17 protein-coding genes are annotated in these 23,637 nt (G+C 41.8%); 2 read left to right on the top strand and 15 right to left on the bottom strand.

The features are described 5' to 3' along the window. Positions 1–893: 893 nt before the first annotated feature. From DXA36_RS04285 to DXA36_RS04300, 4 genes are all read right to left on the bottom strand, one after another. Positions 894–1,319, bottom strand: coding sequence for a hypothetical protein (locus DXA36_RS04285; RefSeq protein ID WP_147366540.1), 426 nt, complete (start codon positions 1,317–1,319; stop codon positions 894–896). A gap of 89 nt (positions 1,320–1,408) precedes the next feature. After that, positions 1,409–2,527: a transglutaminase-like domain-containing protein gene (locus DXA36_RS04290; protein ID WP_118676675.1), complete on the bottom strand. Its 1,119-nt coding sequence runs from the start codon at positions 2,525–2,527 to the stop codon at positions 1,409–1,411. Between the two features lie 155 nt (positions 2,528–2,682). After that, the gene (locus tag DXA36_RS04295) at positions 2,683–3,756 is read right to left on the bottom strand and encodes a Gfo/Idh/MocA family protein (RefSeq protein ID WP_118676677.1); all 1,074 of its coding nucleotides are present in this window, start codon (positions 3,754–3,756) and stop codon (positions 2,683–2,685) included. A 148-nt stretch (positions 3,757–3,904) separates the two neighbouring features. Beyond that, the gene (locus DXA36_RS04300; protein ID WP_118676679.1) at positions 3,905–5,428 is read right to left on the bottom strand and encodes an IS66 family transposase; all 1,524 of its coding nucleotides are present in this window, start codon (positions 5,426–5,428) and stop codon (positions 3,905–3,907) included. A 500-nt stretch (positions 5,429–5,928) separates the two neighbouring features. Here DXA36_RS04300 and DXA36_RS32685 point away from each other — a divergent pair, with 500 nt between their 5' ends. Both DXA36_RS32685 and DXA36_RS33460 read left to right on the top strand, forming a co-directional pair. Beyond that, positions 5,929–6,255, top strand: a complete 327-nt coding sequence (locus tag DXA36_RS32685) for a helix-turn-helix domain-containing protein (protein WP_147366541.1) — start codon at positions 5,929–5,931, stop codon at positions 6,253–6,255. Between the two features lie 137 nt (positions 6,256–6,392). Continuing rightward, on the top strand, positions 6,393–6,626 hold the full coding sequence (locus tag DXA36_RS33460; protein ID WP_243114563.1) for a hypothetical protein: 234 nt from the start codon (positions 6,393–6,395) through the stop codon (positions 6,624–6,626). 369 nt (positions 6,627–6,995) lie between these two features. Here DXA36_RS33460 and DXA36_RS04315 read toward each other — a convergent pair whose 3' ends face one another. The 11 genes from DXA36_RS04315 to DXA36_RS33965 all read right to left on the bottom strand — a co-directional run bounded on the left by DXA36_RS04315 (position 6,996) and on the right by DXA36_RS33965 (position 23,611). Next, on the bottom strand, positions 6,996–8,396 hold the full coding sequence (locus DXA36_RS04315; RefSeq protein WP_118676683.1) for a hypothetical protein: 1,401 nt from the start codon (positions 8,394–8,396) through the stop codon (positions 6,996–6,998). 23 nt (positions 8,397–8,419) lie between these two features. Then, positions 8,420–9,331, bottom strand: a complete 912-nt coding sequence (locus DXA36_RS04320; RefSeq protein ID WP_147366542.1) for a glycosyltransferase — start codon at positions 9,329–9,331, stop codon at positions 8,420–8,422. Between the two features lie 60 nt (positions 9,332–9,391). Further along, positions 9,392–11,170, bottom strand: coding sequence for a glycosyltransferase (locus DXA36_RS04325; protein ID WP_118676687.1), 1,779 nt, complete (start codon positions 11,168–11,170; stop codon positions 9,392–9,394). 3 nt (positions 11,171–11,173) lie between these two features. Next, the gene (locus DXA36_RS04330) at positions 11,174–11,560 is read right to left on the bottom strand and encodes a DUF2304 domain-containing protein (protein WP_182478924.1); all 387 of its coding nucleotides are present in this window, start codon (positions 11,558–11,560) and stop codon (positions 11,174–11,176) included. Positions 11,561–11,562: 2 nt separating this feature from the next. Further along, entirely contained in the window at positions 11,563–12,264 is a 702-nt protein-coding gene (locus DXA36_RS04335; protein ID WP_118677109.1) for a glycosyltransferase family 2 protein, read from the bottom strand. A gap of 261 nt (positions 12,265–12,525) precedes the next feature. Next, a complete protein-coding gene (locus DXA36_RS04345) occupies positions 12,526–13,662 on the bottom strand; it encodes a transposase (protein WP_182478925.1) in 1,137 nt (378 codons plus the stop codon). Between the two features lie 1,429 nt (positions 13,663–15,091). Then, on the bottom strand, positions 15,092–16,720 hold the full coding sequence (locus DXA36_RS04350; protein ID WP_118676693.1) for a hypothetical protein: 1,629 nt from the start codon (positions 16,718–16,720) through the stop codon (positions 15,092–15,094). A gap of 2 nt (positions 16,721–16,722) precedes the next feature. Continuing rightward, a complete protein-coding gene (locus DXA36_RS04355; protein WP_118676695.1) occupies positions 16,723–18,216 on the bottom strand; it encodes a hypothetical protein in 1,494 nt (497 codons plus the stop codon). Then, positions 18,200–20,491 carry a hypothetical protein gene (locus DXA36_RS04360; RefSeq protein ID WP_147366543.1) on the bottom strand — a complete coding sequence of 764 codons (2,292 nt, stop codon included), beginning with the start codon at positions 20,489–20,491 and terminating at the stop codon, positions 18,200–18,202. Before DXA36_RS04360 ends, DXA36_RS04355 begins: the two co-directional genes overlap by 17 nt. Beyond that, a complete protein-coding gene (locus tag DXA36_RS04365; protein ID WP_118677113.1) occupies positions 20,484–21,686 on the bottom strand; it encodes a glycosyltransferase in 1,203 nt (400 codons plus the stop codon). Before DXA36_RS04365 ends, DXA36_RS04360 begins: the two co-directional genes overlap by 8 nt. 29 nt (positions 21,687–21,715) lie before the next feature. Beyond that, positions 21,716–23,611, bottom strand: a complete 1,896-nt coding sequence (locus DXA36_RS33965; protein ID WP_330424976.1) for a WecB/TagA/CpsF family glycosyltransferase — start codon at positions 23,609–23,611, stop codon at positions 21,716–21,718. Positions 23,612–23,637: the final 26 nt, after the last annotated feature.

Here is a 23,637-nt window from a genome sequence, read left to right on the forward strand (position 1 = left end):
CACTTTGTAAAAGCTGAGCTGATGCTCGCCTTTCTTTGGGGTTCCAACGATTTCCAGTCGGTCCTAGATATTTTTGAACATCTCTATTGGTAACTCCTGTCGGATATTTTCTTGTCCATCATGCACCTGATAGTCACAGACAACGACAGTAAGTTCTCAAACCCAGAGGTGCTCGATTACGACCGGCAGGGAAAACGCAGGACACATATCTTTTACTGCGATACGTCTTTATCAGGACAGAAAAAACTGCCGAGTGGAACCATAATTTCATACGGTATGTCTTTCCAAAAGGAACTTCTTTTGACGGCCTGATATAGAAAAACTTCTCCCTGTTCATGAACCATATCAAATCTTACAACAGGGAAAGTCTTGGGAATAAAATCCTTATGAAATGTTTTCGTTTCTTTACGGTACGAATATGCAGCGTGCATTGGGATGCCATATAATCCCTCCCAATAAAGTGTACCTTACTCCATCACTTTTAAAGAGATAAATACAGAAATATTGAAAAGCCGGTAAATAGCATTCCTCCTAGCCTTCCGATAAACCAAACATTAAGGCCTGCTTTCCATAGTAAACCTCAATAATACCTCGGATCCAACCTAATAATATGCGTCTATACAGGGGGCCTTTACTCTGAGAAAAAACAGGTAAAAACACTACCAGTACTCTGCGCCCATTTTTAGGCCTTTTCATGGTGGAGTCCTGCTATTTCACACGATAAATATATAAAAAACAGTCCTACCAACATTTTTTTGCAAAATAGGGATAACAGATCGCATTTACTTTAATAAAGTTGCATTAACCTTGAAATTAAACTAATCCCTTATAATACCGTTTCTTCACAGTTGGAAAGACATTTTTAAAGGGAAGGAGGCAGGCCGTAGACCCTATTATAGTCTTTTGATCCGGATATAATCCAGTCCTCTGTATTCTCCGTTTAGATAGGAATGCCGGATCAGGATCTTTCCCTGACGTTCCAATGCCTTTACCTGAAATTTCAAAACCGGCTGCTCATCTGAGAATACGGCGCTGTCCATCTCTCCTTCCATCTTTTCATAAGAAATGTCCACCTGCAGTTCCTTAACTGTGCCCGGCAGGCTTTTCATCTCAACCTCATATTCTGCGCCGGGTATCAGACCGGTCAGTTCATAGCAATGATTCGCATTATAATAAGAAGAACCGATAAACTGCAAACCTGTCGGCATGTGCCCCGCTATATCCTGCAAATCAGAAGAACTGTCATTCATTTCTCCTATCATGATATCATCGGTATCTGTAAAGTCAAACACAGCCTTGAACAACATCGGTTTGTCCATTCCAATGGGGCCTGCAGGGTCCGCCCCCGCAAATAAGGCAGGCGAGGTATAGTACCCAGCTTTATCTCTCTCTCCATTTCTTTCCAAGGTCAAAAAAACTCTTCAGTCACGTTCATCACAACCGCGCCGGTATCCGCCAGCTGCGGATTATCGCGTAATTCCTGAAAAGAGGCCACCTCCGGATCAACTCGGTTATTGCGCTCCCCTGGATTCTTTACATAATAAGCGCAGTAATACGGATCAAACAAATGCCACTGATCTTGATAATAAATTTCTACCATGGAATGTCCCCCACCAGGATAAGGCCAATTATAAAAGTTTATATAGCGCGATTCCAAACCACATTCCTTTGCCAGGGCCGCCATCAGCACGCTTTTGTTTCCGCAGGCGCCCATTCCTGTTTTCAACGTTATATAGGGGTCCGTATCTACCACGCCTGGCTCTACGTTGGAATCAATCCAATCCATCAAAAACAGGCATCTTTGAAAATCTGTCATCTCATAATTTTCGTAGTTTTCCAGAATCTCCGTGACCACTTCATGGGCTGTAGCATAAAGTTTTCCACCCTCTTTTTCGGATTTCACATTGAAACGAATCCCTTTCAAGAGCAGATAATCTGTCCCTGCAAAAGTATCTGCCAGAAAACGAATGCCTTCTACTTTCACTTCTTCTTCCAGCACCTCCAGGCAAAACCTAGAATCCAGCATCGGATTAAATTCCTCTTCTTTAACCAACTCTTTCCATTTTACGCCGTCATAAAACTCTATTTTAAAATTCTGTGCATAATTTAACCTGGAATAAAACTCCAGTTCAATATTCTGTATCTTCTCTTTCTTTGCAAACCAGATTTCGATCCCCTGCCCTTTTTCTGAAGAATTACCTGTCGCAAGATTCCCTGTCTTTTCTCCTGCGTACAGCTCCATAAGTTCTTTCGATGTCTGACACAGGAAGAAGCCCTTTATTTCTCTAGCCTGGAAAACGCCTTCTCCGGAAGCATCTATACCCGTCTCCTCCGCGGAAATGTGCATATCTGCCTCCTCCATGAAAGTATTCGTTTCCTCTGTGGAAGCATTTATTTCTGTCTCCGTCGCCAGGGTGCTTCCGACCTTACTGTTCTCTGTTCCTTTCCCAACCGTACAGGCCATCAGTTGTACCCATAAGAAAACTGTGAAACATACTACTGTGATTTTTCTGCATCTTATCTTCATAATTTTTTCCTATCTCCTCCATAAAAGTCCGTGAATAGAAAATTTTAGAAATAAATATAGAATAAGAGAAACTACAAAAAGCAGCTTCTCTTACGCTTTTCCGATTTAATTATAACACTATCAAAAAATCCTGTGTTCCTGATTCTCCTAAAATTTTATATAAATCTACCTTTAAAATCCATTGTAGAACAATCAACCAACGGAAACTTCACCACTCTTTCCTCCGCCGCCGATTTATATATTGCAAGCACCAGTTCCAACGCTCTTCTCCCGGCCAGTGCATCCACGAGGGGAGGCCGGTCCTTTTCAATGGCTTCTATGACATCGGCGTACAAAGGTGTATGACCAAATCCGTATACATTGGGCGGATTCTCGTGAAATTTGGCTTTTACCTCCTCTGGATCATCCAGAAAATCGGCAAACCGCCATTCTTCAATAACATTGACTGAATGGCCTCCCGCCTTCACTGTGCCTTTGGAGCCGAACAGATAAAGTGTTTCTTCCAGATTCTGAGGATAAATATCGGTTGTGCCTTCAATAATGCCATAGCTGCCGTTTGCAAATTTTATCAGAGCGATGCCCAGATCTTCCGCCGCAATATAATCGTGATTCAGACGGTCTGTCATACCGACCACTTCCACGATCTCGTCTCCCATCATCCAACGCAGAAGATCAATATTATGAATGCACTGATTCATCAACGCGCCGCCATCCTGCTCCCAGGTACCTCTCCACTTCGCGCGGGAATAATACTCGTAGCCGCGGTTCCATCTGATATGGGCGGTTCCGTAAAACAACTGACCGAACCGTTCTTTATCCACTGCTTCTCTGATCTTCTGGATCGACTTGTTGAATCTGTTTTGATGACAAGCGCATACCTTAACGCCTTTTTCTTTTGCCCTGGCAATAATCGCATCCGCATCGTGTAACGACAAGGCGATAGGCTTTTCGATGATCAGATTGCAGCCCGCTTCTATACAGTCCAGCGCAATCGCCGCATGCTTGCCGCTTTCCGTAGCAATTGCCACCAGTTGCGGTTTTTCCTTTTCCAGCATCTCGTGATAGTCTGTGTATTGATTAACGCTGTTCGGAATATCAAATTTTGCCATCTTTTCCTCAATATTCGCCGGATTGATATCGCACAGCGCCGTAAATTCCAACCTGTTATTTTTAACTGCCATAATATGATTCGGGGAGATCCTTCCGCAACCGATTAAAGCATATTTCATTTCAAATACCTCTCATTTCTTTTGTTTTAGTTTGCATTATACCCCACATTAATGTGTATTTCAATGAATCTGCCTGAATTTCCTATTGAAAATATTAAAAAATGTAACAGTTCAGACAGCCCATGAATTCCCACAGCTAATAAACCAGTCATCTTATGGCTGGTACACCGTTCATCAAGGCAATAATACCTTGAAAAATATTTAATCCCCTACGTTTTATGGTTTCTATCAAACTCATGATGTCGCAATACATTTGGCGTCCGGCTGCGGTACGGAATCCGCCTGCCATTTTCTGGCGGTTTTTGCAGATCCGAAGGTCTTTTTCCGAACGGTTATTGCTATAAGGTATTCGGAAATCGTACAGGAACAGCAGGTGATTCTTCCTGTACTTCTTCAGCCGCTTTAGTAACGCCTTCTCTTCCTTTTTTGCTATCCGCCCTTTGGTATGTTTGTTCTCCTCCAATCCCTCTGCAAGGAGTTCCTCATACCGTAAACCATAGCGCTCCAGTTCTGACGGGGTAAAGCATTCGTTCCCCTGAAGAATCCGCTTTTTCCGGGCCTGGTTCATCCCTTCCAGAAAACAACTCAGCTTATGGCTCCATGGGTTTCCGGTTTCTTCGGTGTTTTTTAACAGATACCGTTCCAGGTGGACGTTGCATTCCCCATGCCTGGTACCGAAATGATAGAGTGCGGTTTCGTGATCATGGATCAAGGCCCCTGTGAATTCCTTTAGGATTTTAAAGTTCCCCAGCGTTTCCAGATCTTTCTTTTCCGAACTGCAATACAGCACGCAGGACTCTGTGCTGAAGTTCCGGATATGGGTCTGCTTTCCATCTGTTTTGACTGGGGTTGCGTCGGTACAGATGACATCCGCATTCAAAAGCTCCTGTATAATCGCGGGCCGCGCGGTGGAACAGGACTGGGCAAATTTCCGGCAGAATCCGTATACGCTCCCGGTCGAAAGGTGGAGTTTGTCTCCAGAAAGGGAGTTAATAAACGTGCAGATACGGTCATTGGCAACCACTCCTTCGCTATACACAAAAGCGGCAACCGCTTTGACTGTCCCTCCGTAAGAAACATCGGCTTTGAGTTCATTCGGGACCTGGAATTTCCCATTCTGGTCCGCATAGATGCGGATTTCAGTTGCAACAGGGGTGACCTCCAGATCAAGACGGTACCGTGTGATATACACCCTGCCCGGGGTACCCAGCTGCTCTATACGATGCTGGTAAGCCCCTTCCCGGATGTTTTGTTCCACCTGCGTCTTTGACAAGCCGCTTCCTTTGTGGCCCGGCTGGGCTCCCGGTTTCTTTTTAGTGGGTTTTCTGCTGTTAAACGTATTGGGGGCTTTTCCGGGCTGATCTTTGGAGGGTGGGATGGAAGAATTGGAACTGTCATTGTCCAGGATTCGTTTCATGCGCTCATTATCCTCATGAAGGAGATGATGTTCCGCTTTCAGACCGGTGTTCTCTTCCTCCAGGGAAGTGGTTTTCTGTTTCAGATGGGATACCTCTTCCCGGAGATGGGCATTCTCTTTACGCAGCCCCGTCACTTCAGAAGTGAGTTCCTTTACCTCTTTGCGGTCACGGCAGTGCTCGGATTCCATGGCATTTAATTTTTCCATGACTTCCATCAGCTGCTTGTAAACGCCCTTTTCATAATTGCCACCCACAGAAACACCCCCTTCCGGATTACCGATACACGTAGTATATCAGAAAAGACCCCAAAAGGCGAATCCCAGGGAAGAACGGGGGCAGCATTTTGACGGTGGAAAGAAACCGTTTCCAGAGGTAAGAGGGGGATAACTGATAGCAAACAGCAGAATAAAAAGGAACGGCCAAAGAAAAAACAGCATGGTACATTCTTTAAGCAATCAGTTATCCACAATGCTCCAGATATCCTATTTGTAAGGGCTTGTTATCCACAAGATGTACAGTTTTCCGCAATAAAAAATTCAGCATGTTTTTATGGGGCCGTCTGAACTGTTACTAAAAAATATTAAAAAAATATTACAGTTCGTTACTATTTGCAATTGGTTTAGTAATAAGCTGAACTATAACTTTAAAACGCCAGGATTTCTAGTACAGCATTGCATTATTTTGAGCAATATTTTTATAGAAAATATTTATAATAAGTGGCATAATTAAAAGAAAACACAAGGAGAACCTCTATATGCCATTTGTTGCCACCCCTGTTAAGATACCCGAAGATATCCGCCGTGTCTTTTCTAAATTTGCCAAAAGCAGGAGCTTTCCAGCCCGCCAGGTACAGCGTGCAAAAATAATCTTATTGGCGGCTGATGGCCTCAATAATGGGAAGATATCGGCTCAAGCAGTTCTCGGTCAAAGTTCCGTCAGCAAATGGCGGAGCCGTTTTCTCAAAATCCTTCCCCTTTTTGCAGGAGGCTACCGAAAAAGAACCTTCCCATCTGGAAGAAGTGGTTTCATCCTTGATGATTGCCCGCGTCCCGTACAGCCCCCTCATTACACGGATGAATAGGTCATTAAAATCCTGGAGATTGCCTGCCGTAATCCGGAAGAATCAGGGTACGAGGCCAGCAGCTGAAGCCTCAACCTGCTTGTAGATGCTGTTGTCAAGGAAGAGATTGTGGATTCCCCGGAAACTTTTGCGGAAAGGTGAATGAAATCTGTGCCGTTTACCATGAAGCGAAAGCCGTGGGGAAAGCGGGCGGCCACACGATATCTGTAGATGAGATGACATGTATCCAGGCATTGGAGCACAAATATCTGAACAAGCCGGTAATACCCAGGGAAGCAGCCCAGAGGGAATTTGAATACATCCGTCATGGAACGACGAGACTGATTGGCTTTTTGACGCTGCCACAAAACGTATGGAAATGCCGTATCTAAACCCCACACGTACAGAAGATGATTTCATTGAAGCCTTGCATGGGTTGAAAGGAACGGATTTCCAAGCAGCATGGCTTATCAGAAGACCTTGGCAGGAAGGGAAAGTCCGGCATACTTAAAAACCTGGAAGGTCGTTCGCAATTCCTTCATCAGTCTGACCACATGATACGTATTGTGTTTACACCCAAACATTGTTCATGGATGAACCGCCACCTGCTAAAAATAAAGCTATAAGTCTACAGCTGAGTCGGAGACAAGCATCCTGCGTTTTATTGAGCAATACAATGTCATGGCTAAGCCATTTAAGTAGACTTATAAAGGGATACCTTTGACGGTGTGATATTACTCAGTTATTAGTGCGATGCTGTACTAGTCTTCAAGGTTACCTGTCAAAAGGAAGGCAAACTGCTCCGCCAGCCGGTCATGTCCCAGTTCCTCACTTTTCTGTCCTCCCGTAAATGCCAGTACTCCTTTTCTTTCTTTTTCCCGGTATTTTGCCAAAATCCATTCCTTTAATTTGGAAAAATACTCCAACTCGGCTTCCTCCCAGCAGAACCCCAGTTGATATTCTTCCACCATACTCTTTACTTCACTTTGCGACAGCGGTCCGGTCACCAGCACTAACAGGGGCTTCCCCATCTCTGCCGCCTCATAAAACTTGCCGGAGATAATACCCTGACGATTTTCCCTGTTCCAGGTACAGACCAACGTAATATCGCCGCTGTGCTGCAGCCTTAAAGAGACGGCCCGGTCCACATACCCATAGTCTTTCACAATGGACAGCAATCCATAACGCGTGGCTGTTTCCTTCATTTTTTCACAGGAACGGCCGGCGTACTGAAAGAGCAGCCTTTCTGCCTCCACCTTCCCTTCTTCTATCAACTCCGCCAGCGCCCGAAAAAAAGCGGAAAGATCACTGCTACAGAGTTCATCCACCTGCTGCAGTGTCCCGCAATAGGTAAAGACCAGCTTTCCCGCTTCTACGCTCCCTCCGTTTTCTTTCCCAAGCGCCTCTCTTTCTTCCGGATCAAAGCCATTTCTAACGACTCGCAGTTTTTTTGCCAGAAGCTCCGGCGGATTCAAAGATTCCGCGATCAGCTGCTTTTTCTCTCCTTCGGAAACGACTGTAATAAAATCCGCTTTTTTTTCCAGCCTGGCGTTGCTGCGAAACAAATAAGCCGGCATTTTTTCCTTCTTTTCAAATGCCCAAAAATTATCCCTGTAATCCGCTATCCAGACACGGCAAAGGCCTTTTCTTTTAAGCCTTTCGCCCAGATAATGGGAAAGCAGCGGACTGTAAGTAGTGATGACCCCGTCATAGGGCAGCAACTTCTCCTTTTTCAGCGTCCGATAGTATTGAGCCGCCAGGAGCCTGTCCCAAGCATCCACCCATATGCTCATGGTTGTATCGTTTCGAATCAACTTCCATATTTTCCCCAAAAGCTTCATCAGAACACCTGTTTTTACCGGAGGACTGCTGTCTTTACATCTCTCCCGATCTTTTGCTCCCGCTCCTTCCCGGATCGCACAACGAAGCGGCAGATAATACAATGCCGGAAAAGGTTGTCTTATGATCCTGTGAAACCACTTCAAATCCGGCTTCAGCGTTTCGTCCTCAATGAATTCTGCCATCATATTGCTGCACAATACATCCACTGTATATCCCATTTTAGCCAGATATTTGCCGATTTTGGTGAAGCGGACTGACGCCACCGAATTCTCCGGAGCAAAAAAAGGAGAAACTATCAAAATTTTTTTATTGGCCTTCATACGTTATCCTTTCTTCTCCCGTTTCAGATCCTTCCAAACAGCATTAGCAGTCGCACCGCCGCCTCAGACGAGAGGCAGGGACGCCATCTTCCGGGATAAAAAGCTTTCCACAGACTGTCTTTGCAATGAAATCCTTCCTTTGTGAAACGCCGCAGGATCCCAGCCTTTTCTTCCGGCAGCATGCCGCCAAACACTCTTTCAAATTCCCGCAACATCTTTCTGGTATCCGATTCCTCAGTCAGAGTCCTGAGAAACCAACGGAAACGGCTTTTGAAATCCATGGCCGACAGACTGCCGGACAGCCTTCTGTGCATAGAGACTGGTATGTTGTCATAATGATGGCGACCAAACGCGACGGCGATCAGCATCGCCATCCAGTCATGAGTTCCCAAGTTTTCTTCCCTGCAGCGCAAAAGCTGTTCCCGCAGCGGCCTGTTGATCACCATGGAAAAACCCTGATAAACACAGTCCGTCATGGCCCTTCTGAAATCCACCGGCTGGGCAGGCGGCAGAACAGTCCCTGTTTTTTGAGCAAGATCCTGCGTATAGGTCTCATAAGCGCTGTGGAAGAGCAGCGGCAGGTCATTTTCCTGATGTTCCAGCCAATTCAGCGCCTTGCCGATCTTGTCCGGATACCATACATCATCCTGATCACAGAAGGCCCAGTATTCTCCTTCTTCCGCCTCCTTTAACAGTCTGTAAAAGCTCCTGGCAAATCCAACGTTTTCTCCTTCCACGATATGGATACTCTCTGTCTGGCTCGCATAGTTTCGTCTAAGCAAGTCCACGGTATGATCTTCAGAGCCATCGTCCCGGATATAAAGCTCCAGATATGGATAATTCTGTGACAAAACACTGTCGATCTGCTGCCCAATATAAGCCGCTCCATTATAGGAGGACAGCAGGATATTTACTTTTGAGTTTTCCGTTTTCATCCCCCTCTTCTCCCGCTGCGCGCATTCCAAAGAGCTTCCGTCAAGTAACTTCACAATTTGTTACGACCCACGGCCTGCCGGAAGCAAGCGGTATATCCGCAAAAACACACCCGCCAATCCCACCTTTCTCAGCATGCAAAAGATCGTTACCGCATATCTGGTGGTCCATCTTTCCCCCTCTGGACGAAAGAAACCGATATTTCGGTTTTTGCGATTCGAAGGGAAATGTTCATCCAGCCACTGAAACAGTTGGCCGTATAGCCGCATGAGCGATTCCCGTTTTTCACCCCTGGCCACGTACAGCAGTTCATAAACCACTGATTTTACGAAATAATATTCCAGAATATCCTCTGATATTTTATCCTGTCGTGTCAACGCCGGCAAAAGCGCTTCAAACAACGGTAACACGCTGTTGCCCTCTAAAATCGCAGCATGATTTGTGTTGCTCAGTGACTCCGCATTATCTCTCCAATGATAGCCAACATAAGAGAGCGTTCGGATCTGATCCGTCCTGCTGTAGGCCGTCACATTAAAATAGCTGTCCTCTCCTTTGAGCACATCCAGAAAGGCCAGTTCATTCCTGCGGATAAACTCATACCGGTACAGCTTTCCCCAAGGCGCAATGTTCATAAACTTACACCATTCCGTGTCCTTCAGCACTACTTTCTTATGTATCCTGCCGTCCATCCCTGTGCGGAAATAACCGGATACTACAATATCGGCCTCTTTTTCTTCTGCCTCCCGCACCAAAGTGTACACGAAATCCGGCTCCAGAAAATCATCCTGATCCACAAACAGCAAGTAACTGCCTTGCACATACCGGATACCTGCGTTTCTGGCAGAGGCGATACCCTGATTCTCCTGTTTAAAAAGCCGTACCCGTCGCTCCTGTTTTGGTCGCGCCTCTTCATACTCTATGACAAAAGAGAAGGAATCGTCGCAGGAACCGTCATCGATCACCAAAAGTTCCAGTTCCCGGTAAGACTGGGCATATATGCTGTCGAGACACTTTTGAAGATATTTTTTTCCGTTAAAGACCGGTATGATCACCGAAACCATTTTCTCCGCACAACATACCGGCTGCCATTCCGGGGAATAGCCGTCCACTTCCCGAAACTGCCTCAACACGCGAAGCGTCCTTTTCACATCCGTTCGAAACGCATGCTTCACATGATTTTCTTTCAGTGCTCTGTGAGCTTCCGTCAGAGAAAGCAGGTAACCTTTCATTCCGGCAGTGCTGGTGCCGCCGTAAAACATACCAACCTGCGTCTCCGGCAAGTAAGCCAGTTTTTCTTTCCCATTACAGAATACCCGAACCATAAATTCATAATCCGCCGAACATTGATAATCAGTGCGGTAAAGACCGTATTTCTCATAAACCTCCCTTTTCAGAAGCAAAGTCGGGTGACCCGGCATCCAACCCTCTCCAATTCTTCCTTCTCCCATGCGCCAGTACCGGCGAATTTTTTCACCTTCCCGATACACCAGATCAGAGTGAACGCCACAGCAATCTGTCCGTTCCAGCACACGCACCATGGTCGAAATGGCACGAGAGGTCAGAAAAATTTCATTAAAAAAAAGGAGATAGCTACCGGAAGACATGGCAAAGCCTTGATTCATGGCATCAAAAATTCCGCCGTCCGGACTGGATTCCCATACTAGATCGATTCCCGGCTTTTTAGCATAGGATCTGATTACTTCCACTGTACCGTCCTTGGAGACACCGTCTTTGACAACGATCTCCAGCGGCCGGTAATCCTGCATGATTACGCTGTTCAACGTTTTTTTAAGCTGTTCAGCGCAGTTATAAGTTGTCATGATGATCGAAACTTTTTGCATAGGCTATTTTCCCGGCTCTCCCTGCGCATCTTTTTCCATTTCTTTCTCCTGATTCTGTTCAATGTCCTTGCACCGCAATGCCACTTCCGCAGTCAGCACTGTAATCTTCTCTTCCAAAAGAGATACCTGCATGGAAAGCGTAAACAGTTTCTCCAGCAACAGTGCGATGATCAACAAAAAAATCAGATTCACCGGCGAATGGATCCCCAGCAGACGGGAGAAAAAATAAGCCATATCGGGTATCATGGCAAGTATGATTAAAACAGCACAAAAACAGAGCCAAAAAATGGTATCCTCCATCCTAACCCGCAGCCTGCGCAGGCGGTGAAGGATATAGACAACAGCACAAAAAGCGCCTGCAATAATCAGTTTTTGGAGTAACGATGACATTGTTAAACCTCCTTCATCCTCTGTCTTACCCATTGAAACAAAAAGATGGAAAACAGCATATGCAGCATATAACGCGCAGACATCATCCCAATCAAATAACTCTCTCCTGATAAACGTTCCCGCATTTCCACCTGCACTTCTTCTATTTTTACACCGCAGTTGAGCAGGTATGCCAGAGTGTCCGGCTCAGGACTGTAGTGCATGTCGTAAGCAAATTTTTTGATCATCCGCTTGTTGAAAAGCCGCATGCCGCTGGTCACGTCTCCGATATATTTCCCTCCGGTGGTGAACTTGATGGCTAAGGTCAGAATCTGGCTGCCTATCATACGCATCGTCACCGGTTTCCTTTTCGTTTTAAAACGGGAACCGATCACAATATCAGCCCCCGTTTTCTGCGCACAGGACAGCATATCTGCAATATAGGCAGGATCGTGCTGTCCATCACCATCTATCTGAATCACAGTGTCATAATGGTAAAAGTTAGCATACTTCATCCCGCTCTTCACCGCTCCCGCCAATCCCAGATTGACAGGCAGATCCAGCACATTGTAGTGATTATCCTTACATATTTTCCTGGTGTTGTCCGTGGAACCGTCATTGATAATCACATAATCATACTGCGGAAAATTCCGAATAATATCGTCCGCCAGCGGCTTCAGATTTTCGGCTTCATTAAATGCCGGTATAATAATCAAGGGCTTCATTTCCACATATCCCCATTCTGTCATGTCTGTCTATAATCATGGTAACTATACCATACTTACGCTAACTTTTCAACCCTGACGGAACTTGAGGCAGCTCTGACGAGTAAATTTATTTTTAGTGGAATAATCCCAGTTTCATCCTGCATTTTCAATGCCTTCTCTCCTTTTCGGTTGTATAAAGGCACACAATCCCCCTGGGATTTTCCCTTACTATCCTGTTGTTCTACCGGTTCCCAGCTCACCTCCCTTCGGCCTGCACCCTTATCCAAAACGTATCTGGAACCCTTGTTCTTTTTCCTGCATAGTTTCTTTTAACTTATCCTGCTTCCATGATTCCAGTATCCTGCGGTGCTTCTGCTCCCGGCTCTGCCTCACCTTTTTCCACAGGCTTTCCCATGCCTCCATCACCTGCGCTATCATATGCCCGATCTGGATCAGGTAGTAATGGTTTTTTATTCCCTGGTACACCCTGCTGTACATATGTTCCAGACAGTATCCATAGTTCTTCTGGGTATTAAATCCTTCGTTTTCTATTTTCCATCTCCGGCTGCCGGCTTCTGCCGTCGCCCTCACGTTCTTTTTCGTTACCGCCAGATCGGTGAGGAACAAGAATCTCTTTTCTTTCCCTTTCCCGTTTTCCTTTTTCTTTTCTTCTCTGTATTCCAACAGGTTTACCAGATGCCCCTCATAATCTATCCCGTTTACATAGTCACTCCAGAGCGTCATATCTTCCGTTTCCTCTTTCTGCAGGTTCCCTTCCCTGTTCCGCAGTGTCCCAAATTCGTCTGCAACATACGGGATACTCCCTTCTTTAAAGCGCAGGATATAATGGTACCCATATCCGCGGCACTCCTCAAAAAATGGTTCACAGGCATAAAGACTGTCTGCGCTCAGACATACTGGCAGGCGTGGGAATTCCCCATGCAGCTTTTTTAGCAGCCGACGGCAGGCTTTCCGCTCACAGTCCTGTTTTTCATCCTCACTGCCTTCGTTTTCTACAAACTCTGTCATGATGCTCACAAGGATATCGTTCCGGAGTACGAGTTTTGCCTCCAATACATAGTAATAGTATTCCCGGTATTCCTCCGGGGTACCTTTTCTATGGATACGGTACAGACTCTTAGGATCCAATTCCCTCCGGCTGCTTTCCAGCTGGGTTCCATCCACAATCACCTGCCAGTATCTTCCCCTTATACGGGAGTCTTCAAACACACGGCTCCACAGCAAACGGCGCACCAGGCCGCAGACTACACCTTGCAGCTGGCCGGGGTCCAACCTCTTAAGATAGTCATTTATCGTCTCCCAGTAGGGCAGCTCCGGGAGCTCCGGCCTTCCACACAGGTATCCGATATTTTCGATCACGGTATCCGAATTGAATTCCCGGCTTGTTTTTCTCATGCTGCTGATATAAAATATAGAAGAGAGGATGTGTTTCATCAGTAAGACATGACTCTCGTAAGTGATATATCTGTGGTCGCGAGGATCCTCCAGTCTCTTTAACAGGGACCGGAGTCCGGGGAAATAGTGATGGATCACCTTTACCAGATCACATGCCAGATGAAACTGGGCCAGGTGTTCCGCGTATCTTTTCTGGTGATCTTTGCTTTTGTTTTCATGATAAAAACATCCTATCTTTATGTGGTTGCGAAAAAATAATTCTTTGGTCAGTTTTATTATCTCGTAATCCCACGTAAAGTGGGAGTTTTTTTTATTTTAATTTTTTAATCGTCAAAGCTGGCACTCTATTTATGAACAGCGCACTCAGGTATAGCGCATCGGCTACGATTATATCACAAAAACGATCATGGTTATTTCCCAACTTCTTTACCAACCATGTGTTTCCTGCCGTTCCGTTCCCCTTCATCCTTTTCATTCTCATCTCTTGGACGCAACATTTCCTGACGCAGAACCAGATAGGCAGATTCTCCAATGATGGCACATGCTACACAGTGATGGTAGCTTTTCTTCCCTCCAGAGAATGTCTTCCCGCTTAAACAAGTTCTATTGGAATTTTTTATACTTCTGACAGTTCAACTCCATCAATTGCTGCCGCTGTATATCCTACGATTGTACCACTTCATATTATTGCAATCTGATAAGTCTTCTCCATCGTGGAATCAAAGATTTCTTCCATTTCCTATGATTCTATAGCGTAAAGTGCATCCTTACGGTCCACTTTATGTATTTTCCGGCAGATACTGTGCTGAAGCCTTTTTCCTTTACTCTCGGGAGAGAAAAAAGGAATAGGGGCTTTTGTATCTAATGGAGTAGAAAAAACTGGAATAACGAGATCGTAAAAAGTGATCGATTTTCGTTTTGAATAAATGCATCAATTTTGAATTAAAGCTATAGTTAAGCTGGTTCGCCACCAATTAAGGTCTCTGTTTTCTTCAAAAAAGTCTTAAAACTAATAAGAAAGCTTATTAGTTGGTAAAAATCTTTATTTTTTGTAGATCACGGTAGATTTCAAACATATCTGAATGGCTTCATCATCAAGTGTGTTTAACAACAAAGCCAAATAGTCCTCTAATTTCTGCCAAAGATGCAGACGGATGGAGCAAATATCCCTTTTCATGACGGGCTGTGCCACCCTCTGAGAAAGAATAATTCAGGTTCCCATGGAGGTTATTTTACACTGCTCAATGACCGCGTATAGCCTGTACTGCCAATGCAAAGTCAATCAGACTGTGTGATGTAAAAATTGTTGTTCTGTGTTCCCCTCCTCTGCAATGATGTTGTAAATACATTTCTCAAAACAGATAAAACGCTAGACCTGTCCTTGTTTCTTTTCCATATTTGCCAGGAAACAGATAAAAACGGCGGTTTTCTATCTGTTTGTATAGTTTCTCTGGTGTTCCGTAATAATGCATCCCCTTTTTTGCGTTCTGTTCTTTATCAGTACAATAGTCATAGCTATACCACTGGAAATTCCCCAAACAAAAATACTTATTACATTCCTTACGTTTTCTATAACAAGAATATTACCATAAAATTTATATGCACCATTCCCAATAGAAACATCACCTACACTAATGTAGTTATCGTCAGGCAAAATTGTATCTTTGCCTATTATAAATTCATCTTCTCCTCTATAATCAGTACTATATTTTTCTACTATGATATAATCCATCGTTTTATAGGAAATTCCATAGATGACTAATAACGCCACTGCAAAAATAACTCCTCCTGAAAGTAAATATCTCCATTTAGCACTCACAATTTCTTTGCATGAGTTAAAGTAACTATATAAGCAATCAAGTAACTGAATATTAATTATCCTATCTTCTTTTTTTATAATTTTGTATCCTCTATTCCATTTATATTCTGTTGTCGAATTTAAGATATATTCAAACAAAATACTACCCATAATAAATAATGTAATATTTTTAAACGATAAATTAAACAAAAACTGTTCTGTAATTCCGGCCACCGCAACACTTAAAAGAATAGCCGTTTCCTGTAAGCGATTATGTGATATACAGTAATGTACAACCAGAAAATATAATGTTACAAAAAAGATAAATGCAACAATTCCGTAATTCATCAATAAGTATGCAAAAGAACTGTCCAAGGTCAGATGGGTACCCGGATTTATGCTTATGCGCATCCTGGTTCCAAATAATGACAATTGATTTTCACGGAAAATATTATAGACCAATTCAAATCTTGTTGACAAAAGTTTATTAAAAAAAATAAAAGCTTTTCCTTTTAACACAAAAGGTCCCATAATAGGAAAAGCAACACTGAATAGAAAAACACAATGTAATATAATCTTTTCCAAATTACCACATTTTTTTCGTAAATCAAAATATAAACACATAAATAAATAAATACCTACAATAATGATGCCAGTATAACTGATTGAATACAGAAAAATATACAGATTGCCTAATAATAAAAAAAATATTAACCAATAAAGTCTCTTTCCCTGCGGCCGCATTACATAAATTATAAGCATAACCAAAATAAAATAGGAAACATGCAGTACATTAGGATGAGTGAAGCCGAGTGAATAACGAATAATGGGGCCTAGCCCCAGCTTTTCATGTACAACTATGACCCCCTCCTGTATACCTAATAGTCCCATCGCTATTGCAGTCAGGAATGTAATCCCCCAGACTCCTAAACACACCTTCATCAAACGCCCCAGAGATATATTTTTCATCCCAACTACAAACATTACTGCGGCCAATGCGGCTTTTTCTCCTGTACGCAAATATATAATACTACCTATTATCATTGACAAACTAAGTATTAACCACTCTTTTAGTGTATAGCTAGTCAGACACATCTTAATACACCATGATACTGCCGCTGCTATCATACATAACGTAAAATTTTTTTGCCCTTCAGTCAGTCCTAACCCTTTAGCTCCCATCATGATTGCCACACAAATATAAAAAAATAGTTCTTCTGTACTAAGGGAAAATAACATTTTTCTTTTTTCAGATTTCATACTCACAAAACCTTTCCCATCCTGCTTTTTCTGTCCGCATAATGAGTATAAACACGCAGTAACATAAGATAATATGCGACATAGAAAATGCCAAAACAGTATATTAAATATCTTTGCATCGAAAAGAATAGTGTGCTTAAAATTATTACAAATAATATATTAATGACAATACATCCAAGTAGAAATTCCGCATATATATTCGGGATTTCCCTTACACGATAAGCCCATATCACCAGTGCAAAGGCACTCAAATATATAAATATCATAATTATGTGACACAACATATAAATTTGTTCTTTTTGAAAAAATACAGTGCATATAAACCCTTGCGGCATCATACATAATGTATGATAAAACACTCTGCCAAAATGTTCCTTCAGCAATACAAACGCAATATCATTTACAGATTCATATGTTAGGTAAGTATTCGGATTGTCATCATAATATTGTGTCCAGCCACTAATTGCAATAGAAGTTCCACTGGCAATACCCTCCATAATATCTTTCCACTTCCATAGCCCCTCCTGCGCATATACATATCTGCTTTTTCTAGCATCTGCTTCTTCAAAAATAGCAATACATAATTTCTTCATTTCATTATCATCAAACAGCAGATAGTCTTCTTCATTAATTTCATAAATAGCCTTATCGATAATAAGGTGGCCATATTGTTTTGTAACATTGCCCACGCCCGTTTCCTGACTTACTACATTGCTCTTTTCTGCTACATTATTTTCTGTATCAGTCTCAGAAACAATATTTGGCACAGAATTCAAAGCAACTACTGCTTTCTGTCCTAGGAAATTTGCACCTAATATTCCTACTTCTCCTATACCTATAATAATGATACAGCCTACAATGATACCAATAACACGAAGCATTTGTTTTTTCAGGCTGTACTTTCTTCCATGCATCCAAGCGACATAAAAAAATGCGGCAGCATTAAATACAATAATAAGCTGAAGCTGTGTCCTAAGTAATGCAAGCCCTGTAGATGCTAAAATCAAGAATATAAAATCTTTGTATCTTTTATCAAAAATAGCTTTTAAAAAAATAACCATGTAAATATAAAAGAAAGGATATGCTAAAGCCTCCGTCATAATATCATGATTAGATATAGAAAGCGGATAATTAACTGTAAAAGGCATAGAAATGGAAATAATAATTAGCGGATAGGTACAAAAGTAACTCAACGTAAATCTTTTCCTAATGTATTCCGTAAAGCAAAACACGCATCCCATTGTAAAAACAGTCTGTTCTGCCACTATAAAATAAAGAAAAAGCCCTTCGCCAAATATGATTTTATTTATGTGAAGCAATAAGGGATATATTGGCATGATTCCCACTCTATTATCAAACGCGAGATATGCGGAACTGTCTTTCCAAAGTAAAACGGCATTATCCCCCCAAAAAACAAAAACGATAATATATATAACCATTATTATTGGATAATAAATAAATTTATTATCAATAGCCTTTCTAATTTTTCCTATCATAATTACCCCTGCTTTCTCTCCATTTAAAAATAATTGTCCATATCAGGAACATATAAGCCATAAAAGAAACTATTTCTGAACACCTCCAATACCATGGTTCCTTAAAGCTTATTAAAACAGTATCATTAAATCCTGCTGGAATATTCATACTAATTCTGCCTGAGGTACCTGCATTAATTCCAAGCTGCCCGCCGCCGTTTATTTCGGCTTTATACCCTTTATAGTATAAGATAGGTATTTCAATCTGTTGTATCTCCTGCGCCATATTGGTCAATTTCAGTTCTATACTATTATAATACCTGTTCCAAAAATCAACTTTGATTTTTGATACATCATATGTTAATTTATTTACATAATCTTCTATATCACTATCAATTGGCAAATATTCCCCATTCATGACTTCACAAGTAGTAAAGTTTCCTTCCTGGTATATGCGATATGGGCTTTTTTCATTTAAGATTTGGCTCATGAATGAAATTCCCTGCCAAACTGCAACTAACACAACAATTACTGCAACAGCATATTTCTTTTTTAATTCAATCCTTTTATTTCTAAAAAACAAGCAGGCAAGCCACGTAAAAAACAAAGCCGCCACACTCAGGAAGCGCCATGGATACTGCAGGCTTCTTTCCGGGAATTCTAATATTGGGAATATATTTGCCAGGGCTGTATATGGAAACAGGTATGTAGCAAATACCAAACTGAAAATCCCCAATAAGATACATAACCAAACCTCTTTTTTGTTGGTATCTTTTTCTGTCGTTCTCTCCGTTCCCCAAATAAACCATGCAACAAATAATAACAAATATGAACTTCCCAATGTCATTGGCATTTCATTCTGTGTACCGGCCGAATACTGCATTGACCCTGTCACCCCATATATATTCATAAACAACTGTGATGGATACGCTGCACGTTCATCCAGTCTGTACGGAGTATACATATCAGGGTCATTAATCACATAAACAGCACTGCTTAAATAATCCATTACAGGGACAATAAACCACAAATTCAATAATACAATAGCGACAACGGCTTTAAATAATACCCAGAAGTTTTTCTTCGAAAATGTTGATTTCCATAGGAGCAAACATGTAAGCACGGTAAATAAAGCCACCAATTCACAGGAAATCATATGTGATAATATAATACCTGTATAACCTGCAGCAATTGTAACCCAACTTTGTTTATGCTCTTTATTATCTTCAGGAAGTGTATACACTTTCCATAGTCCGTATAATACAACCGGAAGAAAAACCATAGCTGTATATTCACCTACTGCCGCTCTTATATAAAGGCAGGTAAGCCGATAAATATTTAATGAATATAACGCCGCACAGATTAGCCCACATTTTTTCGTACTCATCTTTGAGAAACAATAGTAAGAAATAAATATAGTTGCTATATTTACCAACAAAACATAAAGTTTATAAACGTTCTGGACTGTTATCCCAAAAATTCTTAGTATAGCCGGGATATACAAAAATACATCCCCATAAAAAACAGATGCAGCATATCCGTGTCCATTCAGCCAATCCGGCTGAATCCTAACGGGAAAAACTCTGCTAAGCAGCCCTGCCTTAAGCCCTTCTATACGCATTAAATGAAATGGCAGATCATGCCCTGAAAGAAGGTAATCCACCATCAATGGAATACTTACAATAAAAGTAAGAACTATAAGCGCCCGAAATATCCTGCCGTTCTCTTCATCTATCCTGATTTTATTTCTATATAATGCCAGGAATACTATAATATTTATAATACATAGAACAAAAAATAAATGGATGACAAAATTACGTACTGCTACAGGGGAATCTGTTATTCTTATATTCTTTATAAGCAGATAACATCCTTCACTTGCATCCCCACGTAATCTGCCGCGTACCTGCATCGGCCGGTTACTGTGACTAACCCTAAAAATACAAGTGCTGTTATTAGTAATTCTTGCGGGAATATCTGCGCTGGCATTACTATCGTATCTCCCATCAATATAAGAGAGTGAAAAAATTACCGGATCAGAATATTCATAATCGATAGAAACGGTATACATGCCCTTGGGCAAAACAAATTCTTCACTGGCAATATACGCCCTGCTACTGGTTGTATCTAAATATGCGCCGCTTTCTCCATTATCATATGAAAGATCATCTTGTGTAAAGCTAAGGCTGATATGTTCTTTTCTACCATATCCCCAACTACCAACAAGTAAAATTAATATTTCTACTAAAAAAATAATAAACCAGTATTTTTTCTGGAACTTTATTCCCTTAATCATCCCCATAAACCCCCATCAATTTTTCACAATACTCCTCTGCAGAATCAAACTCCACCCGCATACATCCTTCCGTATACTTCTTTAGCAGCTCCTCATCATTCCAGAGTTTTATAATCTTTTCTTTCAATTGCTCCTTATTACCAGCTTGAAACATTTCTCCACTGGTTCCATCCAGCACCAGTTCCTTCGTCCCCCCCATATCCGCCGCCAGAACGGGAGTGCCATACATCTGTGTCTCCATTACACTGAATGGACAATTCTCATACCATTCCGAAGGAAATATAGTAAATGCCGCTTGGGAGATAGTTTTATATAGACTTTCTCCAGTCTGGAATCCCCTGTTTTCTATATTATCTATTCCACTTACTTCCTTTTCCAGAGGCCCTCCGCCTGCAAATACAAATGGAATATCAGGAATCTCCCTGCAGACCTCCAGCAATGTCGCTACTCCTTTTTCACGACTATATCTTCCAAAGTACAAAACATACTCTTCTTTTCCATATTTATTTGTTTCTTGTCTATCTACAAAATTATGCATTGTAAGAAGCTTTCCACGCAAGTCTGCAGATTCGGAAAGCTTTTTTTCCATAAAATTGCTTGGGCAAATTATCTTATCAATTTTTCTATATACATGATTTTTTCGATAAATCCATCCTTCTATACTTCCAAGAAAGCTCTTTACCCTGGAACCATGTATACAACGTCCTTTAGTACATTCAAAAGGATTCCTCTGAATACACCTTTCACAAACTTCATTTTCTAATGGACGCAGCAACAAATGATTAGGGCAGATCAACTGATAGTCATGTGCTGTATAAACGATCTTTATTTTTTTGTGATATTTTCTCTCATAATCACGTACTTCATAGATAATCGAAGGCGTTAACTGGAAATTAAAATTATTCAGGTGAACCACATCTGGCGAAAAATCCTCCAGGACAGACCGAAGTTTTCTTCTTGCTTCAGAAGAATATATGATTTTTAAAGGGTATAAAAGCTTGTCTGCTTTTCGAGTATGAAAATCCATATCTGATGTATAACTATCTATACGATTTCCAACAATTCGTCCCACATGATCCATACCAAAATATTGTACTTCATGTCCCATTTTTATTAATTGTTCACCGATTTTAAAAACGTAAGTTTCGGATCCTCCATTAGGATGTAAAAATTTATTTATTATCAATATCCTCATTCTCTTACCCCACATAATACTTAATGGATTCACCGCACATACAATTTCAGGGTCTGTTCTACTACTTTATCCCAATCATATTTACTGCAAATATAATCACGGCTTGTGCTTTTATAATAATCTCTTTTAGCCACATCATCAACCAAATCCTGCATCACCTTTTTCAATTCTTCCACATTACTCTTTTGAAAGGCTATTGCATTTTGCCCTACTACTTCTGTATTCTCATCAATATCACTAATTACACAACAATTTCCATAGCTCATTGCCTCCAGCAGACTGACAGCCATTCCTTCTACATCACTCGGAAGTACAAACATGTATGCATTGGAATATAATTCTTCAAGGACTTTTCCTGATACAAAACCTGTCATTAAAATCCTGGAATCCGTGGATACCAGTTCTTCTATTTCATTCATATATTCCTGTGAATGGCTATTTCCCCCGGCAATTACAAGACGTTTATCCGTGCTAAGCTGTTTAAACGCTTCAATCAGATAATGGAGACCTTTTTCCGGCACAATTCTTGCCACGAATAAAATATAATCATCCTTATGGAGTCCATATAACTGTTCAATCTCATCTGCCATAATAATATCTGGTCTGTTTATACCATTTGGAATAAATACGGTTTCACGTTGATAATTGTCCAGGAAATATTCTTTCATATTATGCGAAAGCACTATTATCTCATCCGCATATTTAACCGCCATCTTTTCCCCGTCTCTAAGTACTTTGGATGCAAAATTACCCCATTTTGAACGCTGCCAGTCCAGACCATGTATTGTTGCAACCGTCCTTATACCAAACAACTTGGGAAGCCAAAGCATAATGCAGGGGCCTTCAGCATGGAAATGAAGGACATCATATCGTCCAAATAGCGCCCGGACAGTTGCTAAAACGGAGTAAACAATCGCATTTAATTTACCATTTCTAAAGGTGGGTATCGTAATCAATCTGATTCCTTTATATTCTTTTCCTTTATATTGGGCATATTTTTTTCCTGCAGTATGACGCCCATAGCGATTATAAGCATGGACTTCGTAGCCAAGTCTAACCATTCTGGTAGACAATTCATCCACCACAATTTCTACACCGCCTTCTCTTGAAGGAATTCTCTTATGTCCAATCATTGCTATACGTAATAATTTACCGTTTTTATCAATCCCTTTCTTTCCTTTACACCATTCTCTAAACAGATAAAATACAAACGAGAAATTCGTATCTAAATATCTTGGAAGCAGCCTGCCGGGATCCTGCCCTATCCGAAACAGCCACTCCATACAAACCTCCTGCATCCACAAAGGAGCTCTTCTTATCGTCCCGGCATGAAAATCAAAGCCTGCTCCCACTCCCAGCATAACTCCGCAGACCTTACCGTCATGAGCCGCCATCCATTTCTCCTGTTTCGGAGCGCCTAAACCCACCCATATAAAATCCGGATTACACGCATTTATATCTGCTGTCGCCTTGCTATCTTCTTCTTCACTCATTGTACGGAAGGGCGGAGAATACATTCCAACGATGTTGAGTTTGGGATACTGTTCCAAAAGTTTATCTTTCAGCGCATTCAGCGTATCCTGCTGGCTTCCGTAAAAATAGTGTCTGTATCCTTTCGTTTCTGATATTTTGAATATTTCCGGCATCAGATCCGGTCCCGGAACACGTCCTGCTTTTTTGTAACCCGAATGACGCTGCACAATAGACAATGGCTTTCCGTCCGGAATATTCATAGCCGCGCCATTCTGTATTTCCCGATACTCCTCATCCCTATACGCAGTAACCGTAGTATGGACATTAGAAACACAGATATAGTGTCCCTTGAGTTCCTCCAGATGCTGCTGAATATAATTCACTGTTTTGTCCATATCCGTCACATTTATGTGAGTTCCCAAAATACTGCAATATTCTAATTCTGCTGCCATACATTTTTCCTTTAGACCGACTTATT

The sequence above is a fragment of the Eisenbergiella sp. OF01-20 genome (genome assembly GCF_003478085.1).
Classification (GTDB): domain Bacteria; phylum Bacillota; class Clostridia; order Lachnospirales; family Lachnospiraceae; genus Eisenbergiella.